18 protein-coding genes and 1 tRNA gene are annotated in these 17,597 nt (G+C 69.9%); 10 read left to right on the top strand and 9 right to left on the bottom strand.

Annotated elements, in window-relative coordinates:
• Positions 1-298 precede the first annotated feature (298 nt).
• Positions 299-490: a hypothetical protein gene (locus G9C83_RS11070; RefSeq protein ID WP_208288699.1), complete on the top strand. Its 192-nt coding sequence runs from the start codon at positions 299-301 to the stop codon at positions 488-490.
• Here the strand turns inward: G9C83_RS11070 and trpG are convergent.
• From trpG to trpD, 4 genes are read right to left on the bottom strand one after another with little or no spacing between them, the layout of a single operon-like run.
• Complete coding sequence (gene trpG, locus G9C83_RS11065) at positions 487-1,080, bottom strand: anthranilate synthase component II (protein ID WP_167246197.1); 594 nt, start codon at positions 1,078-1,080, stop codon at positions 487-489. The two genes, G9C83_RS11070 and trpG, sit on opposite strands and share 4 nt — an antisense overlap.
• A complete protein-coding gene (gene trpE, locus G9C83_RS11060) occupies positions 1,077-2,648 on the bottom strand; it encodes an anthranilate synthase component I (RefSeq protein WP_208288827.1) in 1,572 nt (523 codons plus the stop codon). Before trpE ends, trpG begins: the two co-directional genes overlap by 4 nt.
• 29 nt (positions 2,649-2,677) lie before the next feature.
• Positions 2,678-3,322: a phosphoribosylanthranilate isomerase gene (locus G9C83_RS11055; RefSeq protein ID WP_167246195.1), complete on the bottom strand. Its 645-nt coding sequence runs from the start codon at positions 3,320-3,322 to the stop codon at positions 2,678-2,680.
• On the bottom strand, positions 3,319-4,329 hold the full coding sequence (gene trpD, locus G9C83_RS11050) for an anthranilate phosphoribosyltransferase (RefSeq protein ID WP_167246194.1): 1,011 nt from the start codon (positions 4,327-4,329) through the stop codon (positions 3,319-3,321). Before trpD ends, G9C83_RS11055 begins: the two co-directional genes overlap by 4 nt.
• Before the next feature lie 149 nt (positions 4,330-4,478).
• Here trpD and G9C83_RS11045 point away from each other — a divergent pair.
• From G9C83_RS11045 to G9C83_RS11030, 4 genes are all read left to right on the top strand, one after another.
• Positions 4,479-4,553 (top strand) — tRNA-Val (locus G9C83_RS11045).
• Between the two features lie 223 nt (positions 4,554-4,776).
• On the top strand, positions 4,777-5,412 hold the full coding sequence (locus tag G9C83_RS11040) for an SDR family oxidoreductase (protein WP_167246193.1): 636 nt from the start codon (positions 4,777-4,779) through the stop codon (positions 5,410-5,412).
• Positions 5,413-5,705: 293 nt separating this feature from the next.
• Positions 5,706-6,554: a manganese catalase family protein gene (locus tag G9C83_RS11035; protein ID WP_167246192.1), complete on the top strand. Its 849-nt coding sequence runs from the start codon at positions 5,706-5,708 to the stop codon at positions 6,552-6,554.
• Positions 6,555-6,678: 124 nt separating this feature from the next.
• Entirely contained in the window at positions 6,679-7,098 is a 420-nt protein-coding gene (locus G9C83_RS11030) for a universal stress protein (RefSeq protein ID WP_167246191.1), read from the top strand.
• Positions 7,099-7,109: 11 nt separating this feature from the next.
• On the opposite strand, the gene G9C83_RS11025 is transcribed toward G9C83_RS11030, so the two are convergent.
• From G9C83_RS11025 to glpA, 3 genes are read right to left on the bottom strand one after another with little or no spacing between them, the layout of a single operon-like run.
• Positions 7,110-8,471, bottom strand: coding sequence for an anaerobic glycerol-3-phosphate dehydrogenase subunit C (locus G9C83_RS11025; RefSeq protein WP_167246190.1), 1,362 nt, complete (start codon positions 8,469-8,471; stop codon positions 7,110-7,112).
• On the bottom strand, positions 8,468-9,742 hold the full coding sequence (gene glpB / locus G9C83_RS11020; RefSeq protein WP_167246189.1) for a glycerol-3-phosphate dehydrogenase subunit GlpB: 1,275 nt from the start codon (positions 9,740-9,742) through the stop codon (positions 8,468-8,470). The genes G9C83_RS11025 and glpB overlap by 4 nt, the downstream gene beginning before the upstream one ends.
• Positions 9,732-11,438, bottom strand: a complete 1,707-nt coding sequence (glpA, locus tag G9C83_RS11015; RefSeq protein ID WP_167246188.1) for an anaerobic glycerol-3-phosphate dehydrogenase subunit GlpA — start codon at positions 11,436-11,438, stop codon at positions 9,732-9,734. Before glpA ends, glpB begins: the two co-directional genes overlap by 11 nt.
• An 89-nt stretch (positions 11,439-11,527) precedes the next feature.
• Here glpA and G9C83_RS11010 point away from each other — a divergent pair, with 89 nt between their 5' ends.
• Positions 11,528-11,728: a hypothetical protein gene (locus tag G9C83_RS11010; RefSeq protein ID WP_167246187.1), complete on the top strand. Its 201-nt coding sequence runs from the start codon at positions 11,528-11,530 to the stop codon at positions 11,726-11,728.
• Positions 11,729-11,861: 133 nt separating this feature from the next.
• Here the strand turns inward: G9C83_RS11010 and G9C83_RS11005 are convergent, their stop codons facing one another.
• On the bottom strand, positions 11,862-12,173 hold the full coding sequence (locus G9C83_RS11005) for a lycopene cyclase domain-containing protein (protein WP_167246186.1): 312 nt from the start codon (positions 12,171-12,173) through the stop codon (positions 11,862-11,864).
• A 108-nt stretch (positions 12,174-12,281) separates the two neighbouring features.
• Here G9C83_RS11005 and G9C83_RS11000 point away from each other — a divergent pair, with 108 nt between their 5' ends.
• The 3 genes from G9C83_RS11000 to G9C83_RS10990 all read left to right on the top strand — a co-directional run bounded on the left by G9C83_RS11000 (position 12,282) and on the right by G9C83_RS10990 (position 15,941).
• Positions 12,282-13,424 (top strand): CBS domain-containing protein, encoded by a 1,143-nt coding sequence (locus G9C83_RS11000; protein ID WP_167246185.1) that lies wholly within the window; start codon positions 12,282-12,284, stop codon positions 13,422-13,424.
• Between the two features lie 203 nt (positions 13,425-13,627).
• The gene (locus G9C83_RS10995) at positions 13,628-14,473 is read left to right on the top strand and encodes a GAF domain-containing protein (RefSeq protein ID WP_167246184.1); all 846 of its coding nucleotides are present in this window, start codon (positions 13,628-13,630) and stop codon (positions 14,471-14,473) included.
• Between the two features lie 145 nt (positions 14,474-14,618).
• Positions 14,619-15,941, top strand: coding sequence for a TIGR00341 family protein (locus tag G9C83_RS10990; RefSeq protein WP_167246183.1), 1,323 nt, complete (start codon positions 14,619-14,621; stop codon positions 15,939-15,941).
• A 12-nt stretch (positions 15,942-15,953) separates the two neighbouring features.
• On the opposite strand, the gene radB is transcribed toward G9C83_RS10990, so the two are convergent.
• Positions 15,954-16,652 (bottom strand): DNA repair and recombination protein RadB, encoded by a 699-nt coding sequence (gene radB, locus G9C83_RS10985; protein WP_167246182.1) that lies wholly within the window; start codon positions 16,650-16,652, stop codon positions 15,954-15,956.
• Positions 16,653-16,726: 74 nt separating this feature from the next.
• Here radB and G9C83_RS10980 point away from each other — a divergent pair, with 74 nt between their 5' ends.
• Positions 16,727-17,449, top strand: coding sequence for a hypothetical protein (locus G9C83_RS10980; protein WP_167246181.1), 723 nt, complete (start codon positions 16,727-16,729; stop codon positions 17,447-17,449).
• The last annotated feature ends 148 nt before the right edge of the window (positions 17,450-17,597 follow it).

The raw sequence follows: 17,597 nt of genomic DNA, 5'->3' as shown, positions 1-17,597 counted from the left end.
TCGATGGGGACGACAAGGTACCGCGCACGGTTGGTTAGTAGTTGTGTTTTCCGACCCCGTGCGACGGGTTACCAACTCGCCCCCAACTCGCCCCAATCTGGGTGCCTGAAGCGTTAGGCTGGAACTGATATAACGGTGTCCAAAGCGCGGTGAAAGTGGCAGTCCGAGGACAGCCCAACCCCCCGACGGGGCGCGGATTTCAGTTTCGGTCGTCCAGTCGAACCGAAGGGGGCGCAGAAAAGACACCCTGCGCTCGCCTGCCACCTCACTTAAGTTCGCGGTCCGTGTGGCTCCGAGTATGCTCGCTGTACTCGCACTCGCGCTCGGCGGCCTGACGTCGTCGCCGCTCGGCACACTGCTGGTCGCGCTCGTCGCCATCACGGTCATCGTCCTCGTCGGTCGCTTCGTGCTCAGCGTCGCGTGGAAGCTGCTCGTCGTCGCGACGATTCTCGTCGGCGCGGCGTGGGTCGTGACGACGGTGCTCGGTTAGACGGACGCGAGGAAGTTCTCGACGATGTCGTGGCCGGCCGCGGTGAGCACGCTCTCCGGGTGGAACTGCACGCCCGCGATGGGGTGCTCGCGGTGCCGAACCGCCATCGCGAGCTCGGTGCCGTCGTGGTCGGTGCGCGCGGAGATCTCGAAGCAGTCCGGAATCGAGCCGCAGGCCAGCGAGTGGTACCGGGCCGCCGGGAACCCCTGCTCGATGCCGTCGAAGACGCCGCGGCCGTCGTGCTCGACGGGGCTGGTCTTGCCGTGCATCGGCTCGGGCGCGCGGTCGACCGTGCCGCCGTACTCGTAGACCGCGGCCTCCATCCCGAGACAGACGCCGAGCGTCGGCACCTCCGTACTCACGTCGCGGAGCACGGGCGCGGTGACGCCGACGTCGCGGTCGTTCTTCGGGTGGCCGGGCCCCGGACTGATGACGATTGCGTCCGGGTCTGCGGCGCGCACCTCGTCGAGGCTCGCGGTGTTCTTCAGGACGGTCGTCTCCGGGCGCTCGCCGTCGACGGTCTGCTCGGAGACGTACTCCACGAGGTTGTACGTGAACGAGTCGAAGTTGTCCACGAACAGCACGTTCATCCCTCCACCTCCGGCGTCTCCGGCTCCTCGCGTTCCTCGCGGATTCGCTCGACGGCGGCGAGCACGCCGTCCATCTTCGCCTCCGTCTCGTCGAACTCCGCGGCGGGGTCGCTGTCCGCGACGATGCCCGCGCCGGCGCGAACGCGGAGGGTGTCCTCCTGATCGTGTGTAATCGTCGCGGACCGGATGGTGATGGCGAACTCGGCGTCGCCGTTCCACGAGAAGTAGCCGACGCCACCGCCGTAGATGCCGCGCGGAGAGGCTTCGAGCGCGTGGATGTGCTCCATCGCGCGGACCTTCGGCGCGCCCGACAGCGTGCCGGCGGGGAACGACGCGCGGGTGGCGTCGAAGGCGTCCCGGTCGTCGCGCAGCGTCCCCGTGACGGTGGACTCGATGTGCTGGACGTGGCTGTACTTGAGCACGCGCATGAACTCGGGGACGCGGACACTCCCGGGCTCGCTGACGCGGCGCACGTCGTTCCGCGAGAGGTCGACGAGCATCGTGTGCTCGGCGCGCTCTTTCTCGTCGGCGAGCATCTCGCCGGCGAGCCGCCGGTCCTCGACGGGGCTCGACCCACGGGGACAGGTGCCCGCGATTGGGTTGTTGAGCACGGTGTCGTCGTGGACGGCGACCAGCGTCTCGGGGCTCGCGCCGACGACGGTGCGGTCGTCGTGCGACAGCAGGAACATGTACGGCGAGGGGTTGACGTCGCGCAGCGCCGCGTACAGGCCGCGCGGGTCGACGTCGCCGTCGAGTTCGCGCGTCCGGGACACCACCGCCTGATACACCTCGCCGTCGAGAACTGCTTCCTTGACCTTCTCGACGCTGTCCTCGTAGTCCTCGCGGGCTCCCGCCCGCTCGTCGGTGACGCGGAAGCCGCCGAACTCGGGCTCGGCGGCCGCCGCGAGTTCGCGCTGTACGCGCTCGGCTTCGGCGACGAGGGTGTCGTAGACGTCGTCGGGGTCGTCGTCGGCACCCACGAGCGGCGTGAACACCAGCGAGACGGTGTCGGTCGCGCGGTCGAAGACGAGCGTGCGCGTCGTCAGCACGAACTCGGCGTCGGGCAGCGGCGTCTCCGGGCGCTCGACGCCCACTTCTTCGAGCCAGAGGTCGTAGACGGCGTCGTACGCGAGGAAGCCGACGAGCCCGCCGTCGAGCAGCTGGCGGTCCTCGTCGGGGAACCCGCGGCGGTCGACGTCCGGGAGCGCGCCCCGGAGGCGGTCGAGTACGTCGCCGTCGCCGGCGTCGAGGAACTCCGTGACGCGGTCGTCGCGCAGCGCCCGCACCTCGGTGTCGTCGGGGTGCGCGGTGACGACGGCCGCGGGGTCGTAGCCGACGAACGAGTACCGCGCGTGGCGGTCCTCGGTCGCGTCCGACGGCCGGAACGCGCCGTCCGGGTCGCTCGCGGACGTCTTCTCCGCGCTCTCCAGCAAGAAACCATAGTCCCCCTCCGTGAGCGCGGCGTACGCGGTCAGCGGCGACGTGGTGATATCGAGCTCGGCGGCGACCCGGACCACGGCGGGACCGTCGGCCGCGAGGTCGGCGAACTCGCCGCGAGTGGTGTCCAGCCCCGCGGCGGCCGCTTCCTCGGCGTCGGTCACGCTTCTACCTCCCGGCGCTCGGTCGCGTTCGCGACGAACCGCCGGACCGCGTCGTGGTCCTTCTCGCCGCCCGTCTTCTCGACGCCCGACGCGACGTCCACCGCGAACGGCTCGACGGTCGCGGCGGCTCCGGCGACGTTCTCGGGCGTGAGCCCGCCAGCGAGCACGACCGGCGAGTCGACGGCGTCGGCGAACTCCCGGGTCGCGTCCCAGTCGTGCGTGCGGCCCGTGCCGCCCGCGCCCTCGCTGTCCACGGAGTCCACGAGCAGCGCGTCGGCAGCGTCGTCGTAGCGCGCACCCTCCGGGTCTTCCGCGTCCACGGTCTTCAGGACCGCTGCACGGGCGTTCTCCGCGACGTACTCGACGTCCTCGACGGGGAGGTCGCCGTGCAGTTGGACGGCGTCCGGGTTCACGCGCTCGACGAGTTCGACGGCGCGCTCGGGCGTCTCGGGCATCGTCACGAGCACCGTGGTGACGAACGGCGGCGCGGCGGCTGCGAGGTCCGCGGCGTGCTCGACGCTCACCTCGCGAGGTGTGTCCACGGGGACGTCCGCGATGAACCCCACGGCGTCCGCGCCCGCGTCGATGGCCGCACGGAGGTCGGCCTCGGTCGTGAGCCCGCAGACCTTCGCGCGCGTCATTGCGTCGCCGGCGCGGGGTCCCGGAGCGTCTCCAGGGTCTCGGCGGCCGCCCCGGAGTCGATGGCCTCGGCGGCGCGCTCGGCGCCTGCTTCGAGCGAGTCGGCCTCGCCGGCGACGTAGATGGCGGCGCCCGCGTTCGCGAGGATGATGTCGCGCTTCGGGCCGGTGACGTCGCCGGTGACGATGCCGCGGAGGTCGCGGGCGTTCTCCTCGGGCGTGCCGCCGGAGACGTCCTCGATGGGCGCCTCCTCGAGCCCGAAGTCCGCGGGCGTGACAGTGTACTCCTCGATGTCGCCGTCGTCGAGTTCGGCGACGACGGACTCGCCGTGGAGCGCGAACTCGTCGAGGCCGTCCCCGTGGACGACGAGCGCGCGGTCGACGCCCATGTGCGAGAGGGCGCGACCGATGACGGGCACGAGGTCTTCGTCGTAGACGCCGACGACCTGCGCGTCCGCACCGGCGGGGTTCGTCAGCGGGCCGAGGACGTTGAAGATAGTGCGCACGCCGAGTTCGCGGCGCGGCCCGATGACCGCCTTCATCGCGGGGTGGAACGCGGGCGCGTGCATGTAGCCGATGCCGTGCTCCTCGATGCGCTGCTCGACCGCCTCCGGGCTGGCGTCGAGATCGACGCCGACCTCCTCGAGGACGTCCGAGCTGCCCGACGACGAGGAGACGGAGTAGTTACCGTGCTTCGCGACCGGGACGCCGGCGCCGGCGGCGACCATCGTGGACGTCGTGGAGACGTTGATGGTGTCGTAGTCGTCGCCGCCCGTGCCGCAGGTGTCGACGAGCGGCTCGCGGTCGACGTCGATGGTGTTCGCGGCGTCGCGCATCCCCTGCGCGAACCCCGCGATTTCGGTCTCGGTCTCGCCTTTCGCGCGGAGCGCGGCGAGCAGCGCGCCGATCTCCGCGTCTGTCGCGTCCTCGAACAGCCGGGTGACGGCGTCACGCGCTTCGTCGAGGGAGAGGTCCTCGCCGGCGGTGACGCGCTCGATGTATTCCTGCATTGTGGACACCAATGTATGGTTTCGCGTTATAGTGTACAAATCCGTACATCGACTTAACTCTGCCGGGGCACTCGTTGCCGAACGGGTGCCAATTCGAAACCTTCAACTGTACCCCCGGACTACGCTGGAATGCGTTCGAAGACCGCCGCGGGTTGGTGGTCTAGTCAGGCTATGACACCTCCTTGACATGGAGGAGGTCGGCGGTTCAAATCCGCCCCAACCCACTTCTCAGCTAACTCACGCCGCTCAACGACGCCTGTGTCGCTGAGCGCGTGGTGAGTACGTGAATGGCGTTTGCGGATTTGAACCACGGAAGTCGCGCGCAGCGAACGCGGTGAACGAGCACGTCCTCCGGAGGTTCACATTCCGCCCGACACCCATATTCTCACACCCACGAGCGAGCGCCGTAGCCGTCACGTATTCGCCGCGGGAGCGCGAACGTGGGGTATGGAAGTACTCGTCGCGGGAGCCCACGGCCAGGTCGGCCAGCACGTCACGGAACTGCTCGCGGACAGCGACCACGGCGTCCGCGGGATGGTCCGGTCGGAGGAGCAGGTCGGAGACATCGAGGCGCTCGGCGCCGAGGCCGTCGTCGCAGACCTGACGGAGTCGGTCGCGCACGCCGTCGAGGGCTGCGACGCGGTCGTGTTCGCCGCGGGGTCGGGCGGCGAAGCCGTCTGGGAGGTCGACCGTGGCGGCGCGATTCGATTGATCGAGGCCGCGGAGGACGCGGGGGCCGACCGGTTCGTCATGCTGAGTTCGATGGGCGCCGGCGACCCCGAGTCGGGGCCGGAGGCGCTCCGCGAGTACCTGCGAGCGAAGGCCGAAGCGGACGAGCGGCTCCGGGAGAGTAATCTCACGTACACCATCGTTCGGCCGGGGGAGCTCACCGACGAGGACGGGACTGGCCGGATTCGGACGGCCGCCAGCCTCGACCCGAGCGACGGCGACGTGCCGCGCGTCGACGTCGCGCAGACGCTCGTCGCCGCGATTCCCGCCGAGGCGACGCACGGCGTGACGTTCGAGTTGCTCGCCGGGGACGAGCCGATAGCAGAAGCCGTGACCAGTCCGCTGGGCGAGTGACGCGTCACGAGTGAACGCCGCTGGCGGACTACTCGATTTCGGGGGCAGCGCGAGCGGTAAAAGCCGTACTGCGGAGCGTCCTAGAGCACGATACCGTGCTCGATAGCGACGACAGTGGTTGTACGCGCGTTTCCCGGCGAACCCTCCTCGCCGGGAGCTACGCGTCTCACCCGGCGTTCGCGCCGGTCGGTGTCCGGCGAGTACGAACGTGCAACAATCGTGACGGCACGTCTCGGCGAGTCTGCAACAAGAAACTTTCAGTTCACTGTTGACTTCTCGCTTGGTGTTCGACCGTGTTCTACCACGAAGATAAGCTCCAGTACAAAGTCGAAGTCGAAGAGCCGAACCCGGCGTTCGCGAAGATGCTCCAGCAGGCCATCGGCGGCATCGAGGGCGAGATGCGGGTCGCGTTACAGTACTTCTTCCAGTCCGCGGCGGTCCCGGACGAGCACGCCGAGTACCGCGAGGTGCTCCGCGACACCGCCGCCGAGGAACTCGCGCACATCGAGATGCTGGCGACGGCCGTCAACAAGAACCTCGAAGGCGCGGACGTGAGCCTCGCCGACGGATTCAGCTCCGTCGCCGCCCAGCAGCCCCGGCACTTCCTCTCCTCGGGACTGCACGCGATGCCCAACGACTCCAACGGCGTCCCGTTCGACGGGAGCTGGATCGTCGCCACGGGCAACCTCGCGTCGGACATGTACGCCAACATCATGGCCGAGTCCGGCGGCCGCCTGCTCGCGACGCGGCTCTACGAGATGACCGACGACCCCGGGATGAAGGACATGCTGGCGTTCCTCATCGCCCGCGACACGATGCACCAGAACCAGTGGATCTCGATTCTGAAAGACCTCGGCGACCCCGAGGAGCTGCTCGACGTCCACCCGATTCCGGACAGCTTCCCGGACGAGGTCGAGAACCAGGAGTTCAACTACGCGTACCTCTCGACGAACCTCGACCCGCAGGACGACCCGGGGAAGCCGTGGACGTCCGGCGAGTCCCCCGACACGGAGGGCGAGTTCTCGTTCATGAACCAGCACGACATCGAGGGGCCGGCGATGAGCGTCTCGGACGCCATCTCCGAGACGCACAACGAGCCGGCGCCGCAGGGCGAGGACTCGGCGACCGGAGACGACGACTGAACGGCGCACCGACGCCGGGCCCGCCGTCGGAGAGTGACAGACGCGTCCGCTGCCGCGCCGAGCTACTCGCGCTCTCCCGCGCCGGCAGCGGAGGCTTATACCCGCGCTCGCCGTACTGCCCCGCATGGTCACGCGAATTCTCGTCCCGATGGACGACTCCGAGATGGCCGAGCGCGCCCTCGAGTTCGCGCTCGGCGAGCACCCCGACGCCGAAATCACCGTCCTGCACGTCGCCGGCGGCCCGTCCCCGATGATGGGCGGGGCGACGGCAATCGCGCTCGAAGACGGCCTCGAGGAGCGCGCGAGAGAGGCGGCGGACGTCGTCTTCGACCGCGCCCGGGAACTCGCCACCGAGCACGACCACGAGGTCGAGACGGACCTCGCATTCGGCAGCCCGGCGAAGGCGATCGTCGAGGAAGCCGAGTCGTTCGACCTCGTCGTCATGGGCTCGCACAGCGGGTCGCTGTCCGACCGGCTGTTCACGGGGAACGTCGCGGAGAAGGTGTTCCGGCACTCGCCGGCCCCCGTGACGTCGGTCCGTTAACCGCTCGACTGTCAGTCGACGAGCGCGGCTTCGAGGAGCTCCAGCGGGTGGCGGACGTCGTAGTCCGTGCCGTGCTCCATCTGCATCGCGCACGTCGGGCACTCCGTCAGCCCGGTCTCCCCGTCGGCGGCTTCCATGTGGTCGAACATCTCCGCGCCGATCTCCATCGACGTCTCGTACTTCTCGGCCTTCCAGCCGTACGTCCCGGAGATGCCCGAGCAGGAGTCCCCCACGTCCTCGACGCCGACGCCGTCGAGGTCGCCGAACAGCTCGACGGCCTGCCGGTCGAGGCCCTGATTGCGGGCGTGGCAGGGCGCGTGGTACGCGAACTCCGCGGCGAGGTCGGCGCCCACGTCGGCCTCCGCGAGTTCGCCCGCGAGGTCCTCGTGGACGCGGAGGTACTCGACGGACTCGAACGTGTTCGCGGCGACGTCCTCGATTCCCTCGATGTCGAACAGCTCGGGGTACTCCTGCCGGAGCGCCATCGAACAGGACGTACAGGAGGCGACGGCGTCGTAGCCCTCGTCGACGAGGTCGGACAGCGACGAGACGTTGATTTCGGCGTCCCGGCGCGCGTCCGCGAGCATCCCGTTCGCGAACATCGGCGTGCCCGAGCAGCCCTGCTGGGGGACGACCACCTCGTAGCCGAAGTGCTCGTAGACGCGCACGAGCGCCCGGCCGACCTCGGGCGTGTTGTACTCCGCGTAGCAGCCGTGGAAGTACGCCACCTGCTTCTCGGCGTCCGCGGGCTCGCCGCGGCGCTCGCGGGCCGCCCTCGCGCGCTCCTTCGAGCCGGCTGCGCCGCCGTTCGCCGCCCACCACTCGGTGAACGTCTCCGTGGCGAACTCGGGGAACTCCCGCTCGCGCGTGACGCCCAGCAGCGTCTCGGCGAGCCAGCGCGCCGGCCCGAAGTTCGCGGCGGCGTTCGCGAGCCGCGGCACCTTGCTCGCGAGCCACGCCGACTTGCGGTAGTTCGCGAGCAGCCGGTCGCGCACGTACTCCACGGACAGCTTGCTCAGCTCCTCGCTGACGTACTCGCCGCGGGCGGTGTTGTGCATCTGGGAGAGCGGCACGCCCGTCGGGCACGCGCTGTCGCAGCGCATGCAGTTCGAGCAGTCCATCACCGACTCGTCGACGGAGTCGTCGCCGTCCTTGAGCCGCCACTGCTCGGGCCCCTGGAACTTCGGGCCGGGGAAGTCGTCGTCGACCTCCGCCACCGGGCAGCTCGTGTCGCACGTCGAGCACTTGTAACAGGAGTCCGCGCCCGGTCGCAAGTCGGGGTTCTCGCCGTCGACGACGCTGTCGCCCGGCGGGTCACGCTCGGCCGTCTCCGGCACCGCGGGGTCGAACTCGGAGTGCCGGCTGTCGCTCATCGTACCGCCTCCGCGGCGCGCCGGCCGGCCGCGTACCCGGTCGCAATCGAGACGCCGCCGCCGGACTTCTCGGCCGCGAAGTCGTAGCCGCCGAGCACGCTTCCCGCGGCCCGCAGGTTCGCGAACTCGACGTTTCCGTCCGCTGTTTCGGGGCGCAGCCCGGAGTCAGTCGAGACGCCGAAGCGCGGGAACCGGTGGTCGCCGAAGGCCTCGTCTTCGAACCACTCGTAGCGGTCGTCCGGGTGCTCGACGTGGCAGTCGAAGACCGGCTCGCGGACGCCCTCGCGGTCGGAGTCGACGCCCGTGCCGACGAGCCCGCCGGTCGCGAGCACGTACTGGTCGGCCGCGTTCGGGATTCGCGCGCCGTTCTTCTCGACGTACACGCGCTCGACGGCGTCGCCACCGTCGAAGTCGACCACGGGATTCCCGGTCTCGATGCCGACGCCGGCGTCGTCGAGCGCGTCGAATAGGGCGTCCTCCAGCCGGAGCCCCGGCAGCGAGGGCGGCCCCATCGGCACCTCGAAGACGGCAGCGCCGAGTTCGTCGCCGAGCGACTCGCGGACGCCGGCCGGGTCGTCGTCGCCGAGCACGGCCGGGAAGCCGACGCGCTCCGCATCGCCGAGGTCGGGTTTCACGCGCTCCGCGAGCGCCTCCCGGACTGGCCGCTGGCGGCCGCCCACAGTGACCTCGCGATTCGCGTCGAGCAGGGCCGCGTACCGCGTGACTTTCGCGTCGGCGCGCAGGTCACCCGGGAAGCGGACCGTCGCCCCGCGCACGTCGAACGGCACGCCGGCGGCGTCGAGGTGGGCGGCGGCGCGGAGCGCGTCGAAGTCGACCGAGGACTCGAAGCCGACGAGCAGCGTCTCTCGCGGGTCGCTGGCGACGCCGGCGCTCGCGCCCGCCGGGTAGCGCGCGGTCGGCTTCACGGTGCCGCCGTGAGTCGGCAGTAAGGCGTTCGCGTCGGTGTGCGAGCCCCGATAGGAGGGAACGGCGTCGTCGAACAGCGCCAGCGCCTCGCGGACCGTCTCCGCGCCGACCGTCCGATAGGGGTGGTCGTCGGGGAGGTCCGGAATCGCATCGTAGGGGTTCGAGATTGGGCCGTCCCCGTCGGGCGTGTAGCCGAGCACGTCGACGAGCCCGGAGGCGTGCCGGAGCGTGCTCTGTTTGGCGGAGACCAGGCGGACGTCAGCGCCCGCTCGCGCGGCGGCGAGCGCGCTCGTGAGGCCCGCGAGCCCGCCGCCGATTACGAGCACCTCGGACTCAATCGCCATGCTGCCCTCCGTCGGTCCGGGTCGCTCGCGGTCCGCTGTCGAACGCCGAGAAGTCGATTCCATCGCCGTCCGCGGGGTCGGAATCGCGGTTCTGCGTGGCGGCGTGCAGCGCGTAGTTCAGCGCCGCCTGCGAGAGCTGTTCGCCCCAGAGCGCGTGACGCTGGCCCTTCCAGCGCTCCTGCAGGAGTTCGTCCCACGCGGCGCGGACGGTCGCCTCGTCGTAGCCGCCGGCGTCGTGGAGTTCGCCGGCGAGCCGGTGGCAGCAGAGCCCGCCCTGACAGTTCCCCATCGACGCCCGGGTGCGGATGCGGAGGGCGTTGAGGTCCGAGCCCGACTGCGAGATGGCGTCCCGGACCTCGGCGCGCGTGACGCCCTCGCAGTCGCAGACGACCGGGTTCGGCCCGTCCGTGTCGAGCACGTCGTCCGCGCGCGAGCCGAGGCGCTCGACGCTCCGCTGCCCGATGGGCGAGCGCAGCCCGAACTCGTCCACGTAGTCCCGGAGCACGGAGACCTCCTCGCTGCCGGGCAGCGGCACGTCGGCGGTCCGGCAGTCCGCGTCCACGCCGAACGTCTCGCAGACGTGGTCGGCGACGTCTTCGGCCATCAGCCGGTAGGTCGTGAACTTCCCGCCGACCACGGTGGTCATCCCGGGCAGGTCGTCGCGCTCGGCGTGGTCGAGCAGGAAGAAGTCCCGCGTGACGTCGGTCGGGTCGTCGCTGTCCACGTCCGGGGGCTCGTACAGCGGCCGGACGCCCCAGAACGAGCGAATCGTCCGGGCGTCCGCGAGCATCGGCACGAGCTCGGAGAGCTCGGCTATCAGCCGGTCGACTTCCCACTGCTCCTCGGGGTAGTCCTCGGGGTCGTCGACCTCCACGTCGGTCGTGCCGAGGATGGCCGTCGTCTCGTGGGGCACGAGGATGTCGGCGTCGCCCTTCGGCCGGCAGCGGTTGAGCACGGTGTCGACCTGCCGGACGTTCGTGATGGTCATCACGCCCTTCGACGGGCGGACGTCGACGTCGACGCCCGCCATGTCGCCGACCCGTCCCGCCCACGCGCCCGTCGCGTTCACGACGTGGTCGACGCGGAGCTCCTCGGTGCAGCCCTCGCGGCCGTGGACGTGCTTTCCGGGGCCGGAGTCGTGTGCGACTTCCAGGCCGACGACCTCGCCGCCCTCGACGAGCACGTCCGTGACTTCGGAGTGGGTCTCGATTCGCGCGCCGTGTTCCTCGGCGCTGGCGGCGTTCGCCACGACGAGCCGGAACGGGTCGACGGCCGCGTCCGGGACCGCGATGGCCTTCTCGACGTCCGCGGCGAGGTGGGGCTCCATCGCGCGCGCCGCCTCGCCGGCGACGACCTCCGCGGGGATGTCGCAGGCCTCGCAGCCGCGGAGCTTCTCCTCGAAGTACTCCTCGGAGTCCTCCGGGCGCTTGACGAACAGGCCGCCCGTGTCCTCGACGCAGTGACCGGCGATGTCGCGGAGCACGCGGTTCTCCTCGATGCACTCGCGTGCGCTCGCCCGGTCGGCGACCGCGTACCGCGCGCCGCTGTGCAGCAGACCGTGCATCCGGCCGGTCGTGCCGTGCGTGAGGTTGCCCCGCTCGACGAGCGTCACGTCGAACCCCCGCATCGCGAGGTCGCGGGCGACGCCCGCGCCCGTCGAGCCGCCGCCGACGACGGCGACGTGTGGTGCTGGCATTCTGGTACGCCTTTCGCGGCCGCCCACTTCAGTTCGCGGGAGTCGCGCGGAGCGCACCGCGTATCGTCGCCGCGCACGCTCGCTCCAGTATGGGTATCGAGGCGGACGGCACCGTGCTGCGGGTGCGCCACGAGGACGGCATGGACACGACGACCGCGTTCGCCGTCGAGGCGCTCCCGACCGCAGACGGGGCGGCGTACGGCGCGGTCTACGAGTCCGACAGCGTCGACCTCGACGCGCCGCCCGCGGACGCCGACGTGACACTGACGGTGCTCGGCGCGGACGGTTAATCGTCCAGCGCGGCGCCGCAGTCCGGGCACTCGTCGTCGACGACGGTGACCTGGGCGTCGCAGTCCGGACAGAACTCCAGCCAGCACGCGCGGTCGCCCATGCGAGTGGCTACCGCGGCCAGGGCCTTCAGTCCTACCCGTGGAGGTTCTCGTGGAACGCGACGACGAGCGCGGGCACGACGATCATGAAGAGGTGTTCCTCGATGGGGATGCCGAACAGGTCGACGCCCGTCCGGAGGTGGATTTCGAAGACGCCGATGGTGAGCGTGTACCAGTCCCAGACGTACGCGACGGGGTAGAGCGCGGCGATGGTGACGCCGGCGCGGTGGACCGCGTTCTTCCGGTGGAGGAGCGCGAACGCGATCGCCCCGAACACCACCTCGGAGACGAGGTACGTGTACGAGCCGAACACCGCGCCGATGTCTGGGACGCCGGGTGGTAGCACGGCTCACGGTACGCGCTCCAGGGTCAAAACTGTACGAGGGGAATCCGGGGTTCTTATAGTCGCAACAAGGTTGAAGGCGCTGGTCCGAGACGTTCCACCTGAAGGCCCATGGATATCTCTGACATCGCGACGAACGACTACATCGAGGTCGAGGCCGAACAACGGTTGGGGAAGGTGCGCTCTATCTTCGAGGAGGAGAACCCGAAGGGCATCATCGTCACCGAGGCCGGCCAGTACGAGGGCGTCATCACGGAGCGCCAGCTCCTCGGCTCCCACATCGAGGACGACACGCGCGTCGCCGCGCTCACCGTGTCCGCGCCGAAAGTCGACCGGACGGAGGACGTCCGCGACACCGCGCGCGTGCTCGTAGAGGGCGGCACGAAGATCGCGCCGGTCTTCGAGGCGGGCGACCTCTGGGGCGTCGTCACCGAGGACGCCATCCTCGAGGCCGTCCTCGACAGCCTCGACGCGCTCACCGTGGGCCAGATCTACAGCGAGAACGTCATCACCATCGAGGAGGACGACAACATGGGGACGGTCATCAACCGCCTCCGCGAGCACGGCATCTCGCGGCTGCCGGTCGTCGACGAGGACGGCTTCCTCACGGGCGTCGTCACCGTCCACGACATCGTCGACTTCGTCGTGCGGGACATCTCGAAGACCACGCGCGGGGACCGCCGCGGGGAGGTCGAACGGATGCTCGACCTGCCGGTGTACGACGTGATGTCCAGCCCGGTCGAGACCGCGACCATCGACGACAGCGTGGAGGACGCGGTCGCGACGATGCTGGACAACGACTTCTCCGGGCTCGTCGTCACGCCCGCCGACGACGACCGCGTTGTCGGCGGCGTGCTCACGAAGACGGACGTGCTGCGCGCGCTCACGTACACGGAAGAGGAGCGCATGGACGTCCAGATCACGAACATCGACCTGCTGGACGCGCTCGCCCGCGAGGAGGTCCAGGAGCGCATCGAGCAGGTCGCGAGCAAGTACAGCGACATGAACGTCCACCACGCGCACGTCCGCCTCCACAAGCACAAGGAGAAGCTCCGCGGCACGCCCCTGATCCAGGCCCAGATTCGCCTCCGAACGAACAAGGGCCAGATGGCGGGGACTGGCGAGGGGTACGGCGCGGACAACGCCTTCTACATGGCGCTTGACACCCTCGAACGCAACGTCCTCGAACACAAGGGCGTCGAGCACGACGAGGAGTACGAGGGCCAGCTCCTCCGGAAGCTGAACGAGCTCTGAGGCGGCCCGACTGCCGCTGTTCTCCGCGCCGGTAGCGCTGCGAGGGTTCTCGCACCCCACCGTTCACTCGCACCGGTAGGTCGCCAACTGGCCCGCGCGCCACATATTGTTAGATATAGTATAGGAAAAACACTATGTTACCACGGCACGTGGAATCTGAGGAGGGTATCGGGCGGGCAGGCACGGCGGGACGACGAACCAGCATGGCACACACACTCTCTACGCAGGCATGTGGTGGGGAACTGTCCTACTTCCAGCGACTGTGGGCGGAGCTGCTGGCTCCCGGCGTCGACCTGGGGACCAAGCTCGAACGACTGTTCGCCGCCGAGACCCGCGAATTCGACATGGAGACGGCGTACCTCTCCCGCATCGACCGCGACGCCGGCACCCAGCACTTGGAGGTCGTCCACGGGCCATTCGCGGAGACGACCAGCACTACCGTCCCGCTCTCGGAGAGCTTCTGCCAGGAGACGATCAGCGACCCGGACGGGACCCTCGTAATCAGCGACGCCCACGAGGACGGGTACGCCGACCACCCCGCACACCGGAAATTCGGGCTGGAGAGCTACGTCGGCACGACGGTCACCGACGACGACGAGCTGTACGGGACCCTCTGCTTCGCGGACACCGAACCCCGCGACCCGCCGCTCACGGACGAGGAGGTGACGCTCGTCGAGATGTACGGCCGGTGGGCGACCTACGAGGTGAACCAGTGGAACGGCCCGGCGGCACGAGACACCGCCGCGCTCGGTGAACTGGAAGCCCTGGCGCCGTCGCGGGTCGACGAGATGCTGAACGCGCTCGCGAAGCAGACGCGGCGGTTCGTGCTCCAGTACGTCCGCGACGCTACCACCGAGGTCAGCGTCGACAGTCTGGAGCGCCTGCTCGACGACGACCAGGTCGGCCCGCAGCTCTACCACAGCCACCTGCCGAAGCTAGAGGCGACCGGGTACGTCGACTGGGACCGCGACGCCGGCACCGTCGCACCCGGCCCGCAGTTCGACGAAATCGAGCCGTTCCTCCACGTGCTCGCAGAGAACACGGAGTAGCGACAGTCCGCGAGGCGACGGGGATAGAAGTAGCTACGCGCCGTCGAACGCGTATGGGCAGGCACGCTCCAGTCGCGCCACGACCCTCCCGCAGCGGCGTGGAACCGGGACGGACGGCCAGCCGCGGCGACGGAGAGCCCGCGTCATGCGACTAGTCCAGATTCTGATTCCGAAAGCGAAGTCCGACGTCGTAGAGGGCGTCCTCCACGACGAGGACATCGACTACACGCTCCTCGTGGAGAGGGGCCGCGAGGAGCCCTCCGTCGTCATCACGTTCCCGCTCCCGGTGCCCGCAGTCGAACCAGTCCTCGACGATCTCCGCGACGCCGGGCTCGAGGAAGACTCCTACACGGTCATCGTCGAGGCCGAGACCGTCGTCTCGGAGAACTACAGCGACCTCGAGAAACGCTACGCCCAGAACGACCCGCGCATCTCCCGCGAGGAACTCCAGTCGCAGGCGAAAGACCTCACGCCCCGGTTCAACACGTACGTCGTCATGACGATAATGAGCGTGGTCGTCGCGACCGCGGGTCTGCTGCTGGACTCGCCAGCGGTCGTCGTCGGGTCGATGGTCATCGCGCCGCTCATCGGCCCGGCGCTCGGCGCGAGCGTCGGCACCGTCATCGACGACCACGCGCTGTTCCGGCGCGGGCTCAAACTCCAGGCGATCGGGCTCGGCGTCGGCATCGCGACCGCCGCCGCCTTCGCGTCCGTCGTGCGGACGACCGGGCTCGTCTCGCCGATGTTCGACATCTTCGAGGTGGCGGAAATCGAGGGGCGGCTCACGCCCGACCTGCTCTCGCTGGTCATCGCGGCCGGCGCCGGCGTCGCGGGCGCGTGGACGCTCACCGCCGGCACGTCGGCCGCGCTCGTCGGCGTCATGATCGCCGCCGCGCTCGTCCCGCCGCTGGGCGTCGTCGGCATCGGCATCGCGTGGGGGCTCCCGGGCGTCGCGCTCGCCGCGACCGTCCTCGTCCTCGTCAACGTCCTCACCATCAACATCACCAGCCTCGCCGTCCTCTGGTACAAGGGCTACCGGCCGAACAACTGGGTTCAGGCCGACGAGGCCCGCATCGCGACGCAGAAGCGCGCCGTCGCCCTCGTCGCCGTCATTCTCGTCCTCTCGGCGGTGCTCGGCGCGGTGACCTACGACACGCACCGCGTCGGGAGCTACGAGGAGGACGTCACCGAGGAGGTCCGGGCCGCCCTCGACTCGCCCGAGTACGCGGACCTCACGCTCATGAGCGTGACCGTGGAGTACACCAACCCGGTGCCGCCCCGGCAGCCCGAGCGCGTCGTCGTCACTGTCGGCTACCCGGTGGAAACCGACCCACCGCGGCTCGCCGAGACCCTCCGACAGCGCGACATCGGCCGCATCGGGGCGGCGATTCACCTGCCGGGCGGGCCGCTCATCGACTCGGAACGCGCCGAAGTCGTGGTCGTCTACAACGAGCGCAGCGAGGTGTAGAAACGGCCGAACTCAGTGCTGCTGGACGCCCTCGATTCCCGTGTCAGTGATCTCGAAGCGGACGTGCTCGCCCTCGGGCTTCGAGCGGTGCTTCTCGAGGGTCGCGCGGCGGTTGCCGCCGCGGAAGCGGTCGACGCGCACAACGACGCCCGTCCAGTGGTTGAGCGTGTGGCCACCGAGCGGCCGGACGCGGTCGCTGTCGCTGTCGACGTCCGTGAACACCTGGTTCGTGACGACGACCGCGAGGTCGTGTTTGCGCGCCAGCGAGAGCAGGTGCGTGACCTGGTCGGCGACCCGGCGGAGCGCGTCGCCGCCGTCCTCGGCGTCCCGCTCCAGGCGGTAGAAGCCGGTCGCGGAGTCCAGCACGACGAGGTCGGCGCGCTCGGCGAAGTCCGCGACGTCGCGGACGGCCTCGGCCTGCTCCTCGAAGTCGTGGGCGTCCGAGATGACGATGCGGCTGGACGCCGCCTCCGGGTCGTCGGCGCGCGCGGACAGCACCTGCTCGAAGCGCTCGACCGAGAGCCCCTCCGTGTCGACGTACACCGCGGTGCCGCCCTCGGCCGCGACCTCGACGGCGGTCGAGAGCGCGACGTTCGTCTTGCCGGCGCCGGGCGGGCCGTAGACCTGCGTGACGGTGCCGCGTTCGACGCCGCCCCCGAGGAGGTCGTCGAGCGCACCGCAGCCGGTCGAGATGTGGGTGTCGTCGCTCACTACCCGGGGGTTCGTCGCACCCCGGCAAAAGACCCCCGGTGTGTTTTTGGCGCGGGAACGCGCACGTCCGGACAGTGATAGTCGTCGCGACGGCGGACTTCGAAGTCTACCACGAGGTCGTCGAGGAGCTGCGCGACCGGGACGTGGCGTTCACGACCGTCGAACCCGACGACGCGCTGCCGGAGACGACGGACGTCCTCATCACGGCCGGCGAGGACGTGGACGCCGACGTGCCGGTGGTGGTCGCGGACGCCGAGCACGTGCGCCGCGCGGTCGAGGAGGCGCTGGTCTACCTGCGCGGCGGCGAAGGGAGAACGATAGTGGGTGTCGACCCGGGGACGCGGCCGGGCATCGCGGTGCTGCGGGGCGGGACGATAGTCGGCGCGTTCCAGGTGCCCATCGAGCGCGCGGCCGAAGTGGTCACCGAGGAGGTCGCGGGCGACGAGGACGCCGTGGTGCGCATCGGCGACGGCGCGCGGCTGGAGGGCGCGCGCATCGTCGACGACCTCGACGACGTGCGCGTCGAACTCGTCGACGAGACGGGAACGACGCCGTTCCTCGGGCCGGGCGCGCGCGGCATGGGCGACGTGCTCGCGGCGGCGAACATCGCGCTGATGGCGGGCGAGGAAATCGAGGGACGCAACATCGAGCCCACGCAGGGCGAACTCCAGGTCATCAAGAGCCGCTCGCGGGAAGCGAGCGAGGAGAACCGGGCGATAACGGAGGCGCTCGCGCGGAAGGTCGCGCGCGGCGAGCTCACGCTCGACGAAGCCTTAGAGCGTCACCGCGAGGAGTGAGGGGTCGAATCCGGAGTGTCGGCAGAAGGGGCGCGAGACGCCACGACTTTGTGCCCTCGTGTGTTAGTACTTGACAGCCACGGTGGGGTGCGGCGGAAAGTACTTCAGTTGCGCCGTCGGATTCGCACACATCCACCGTAGCCTCCAA

Origin of the sequence: Halobacterium sp. R2-5 (assembly GCF_011734195.1) — an archaeon.
In the GTDB taxonomy this organism is placed as follows: Archaea; Halobacteriota; Halobacteria; order Halobacteriales; family Halobacteriaceae; genus Halobacterium.
The sequence above is the reverse complement of the archived record's forward strand: the minus strand, read 5'-3'. Positions and strand labels throughout refer to the sequence as shown.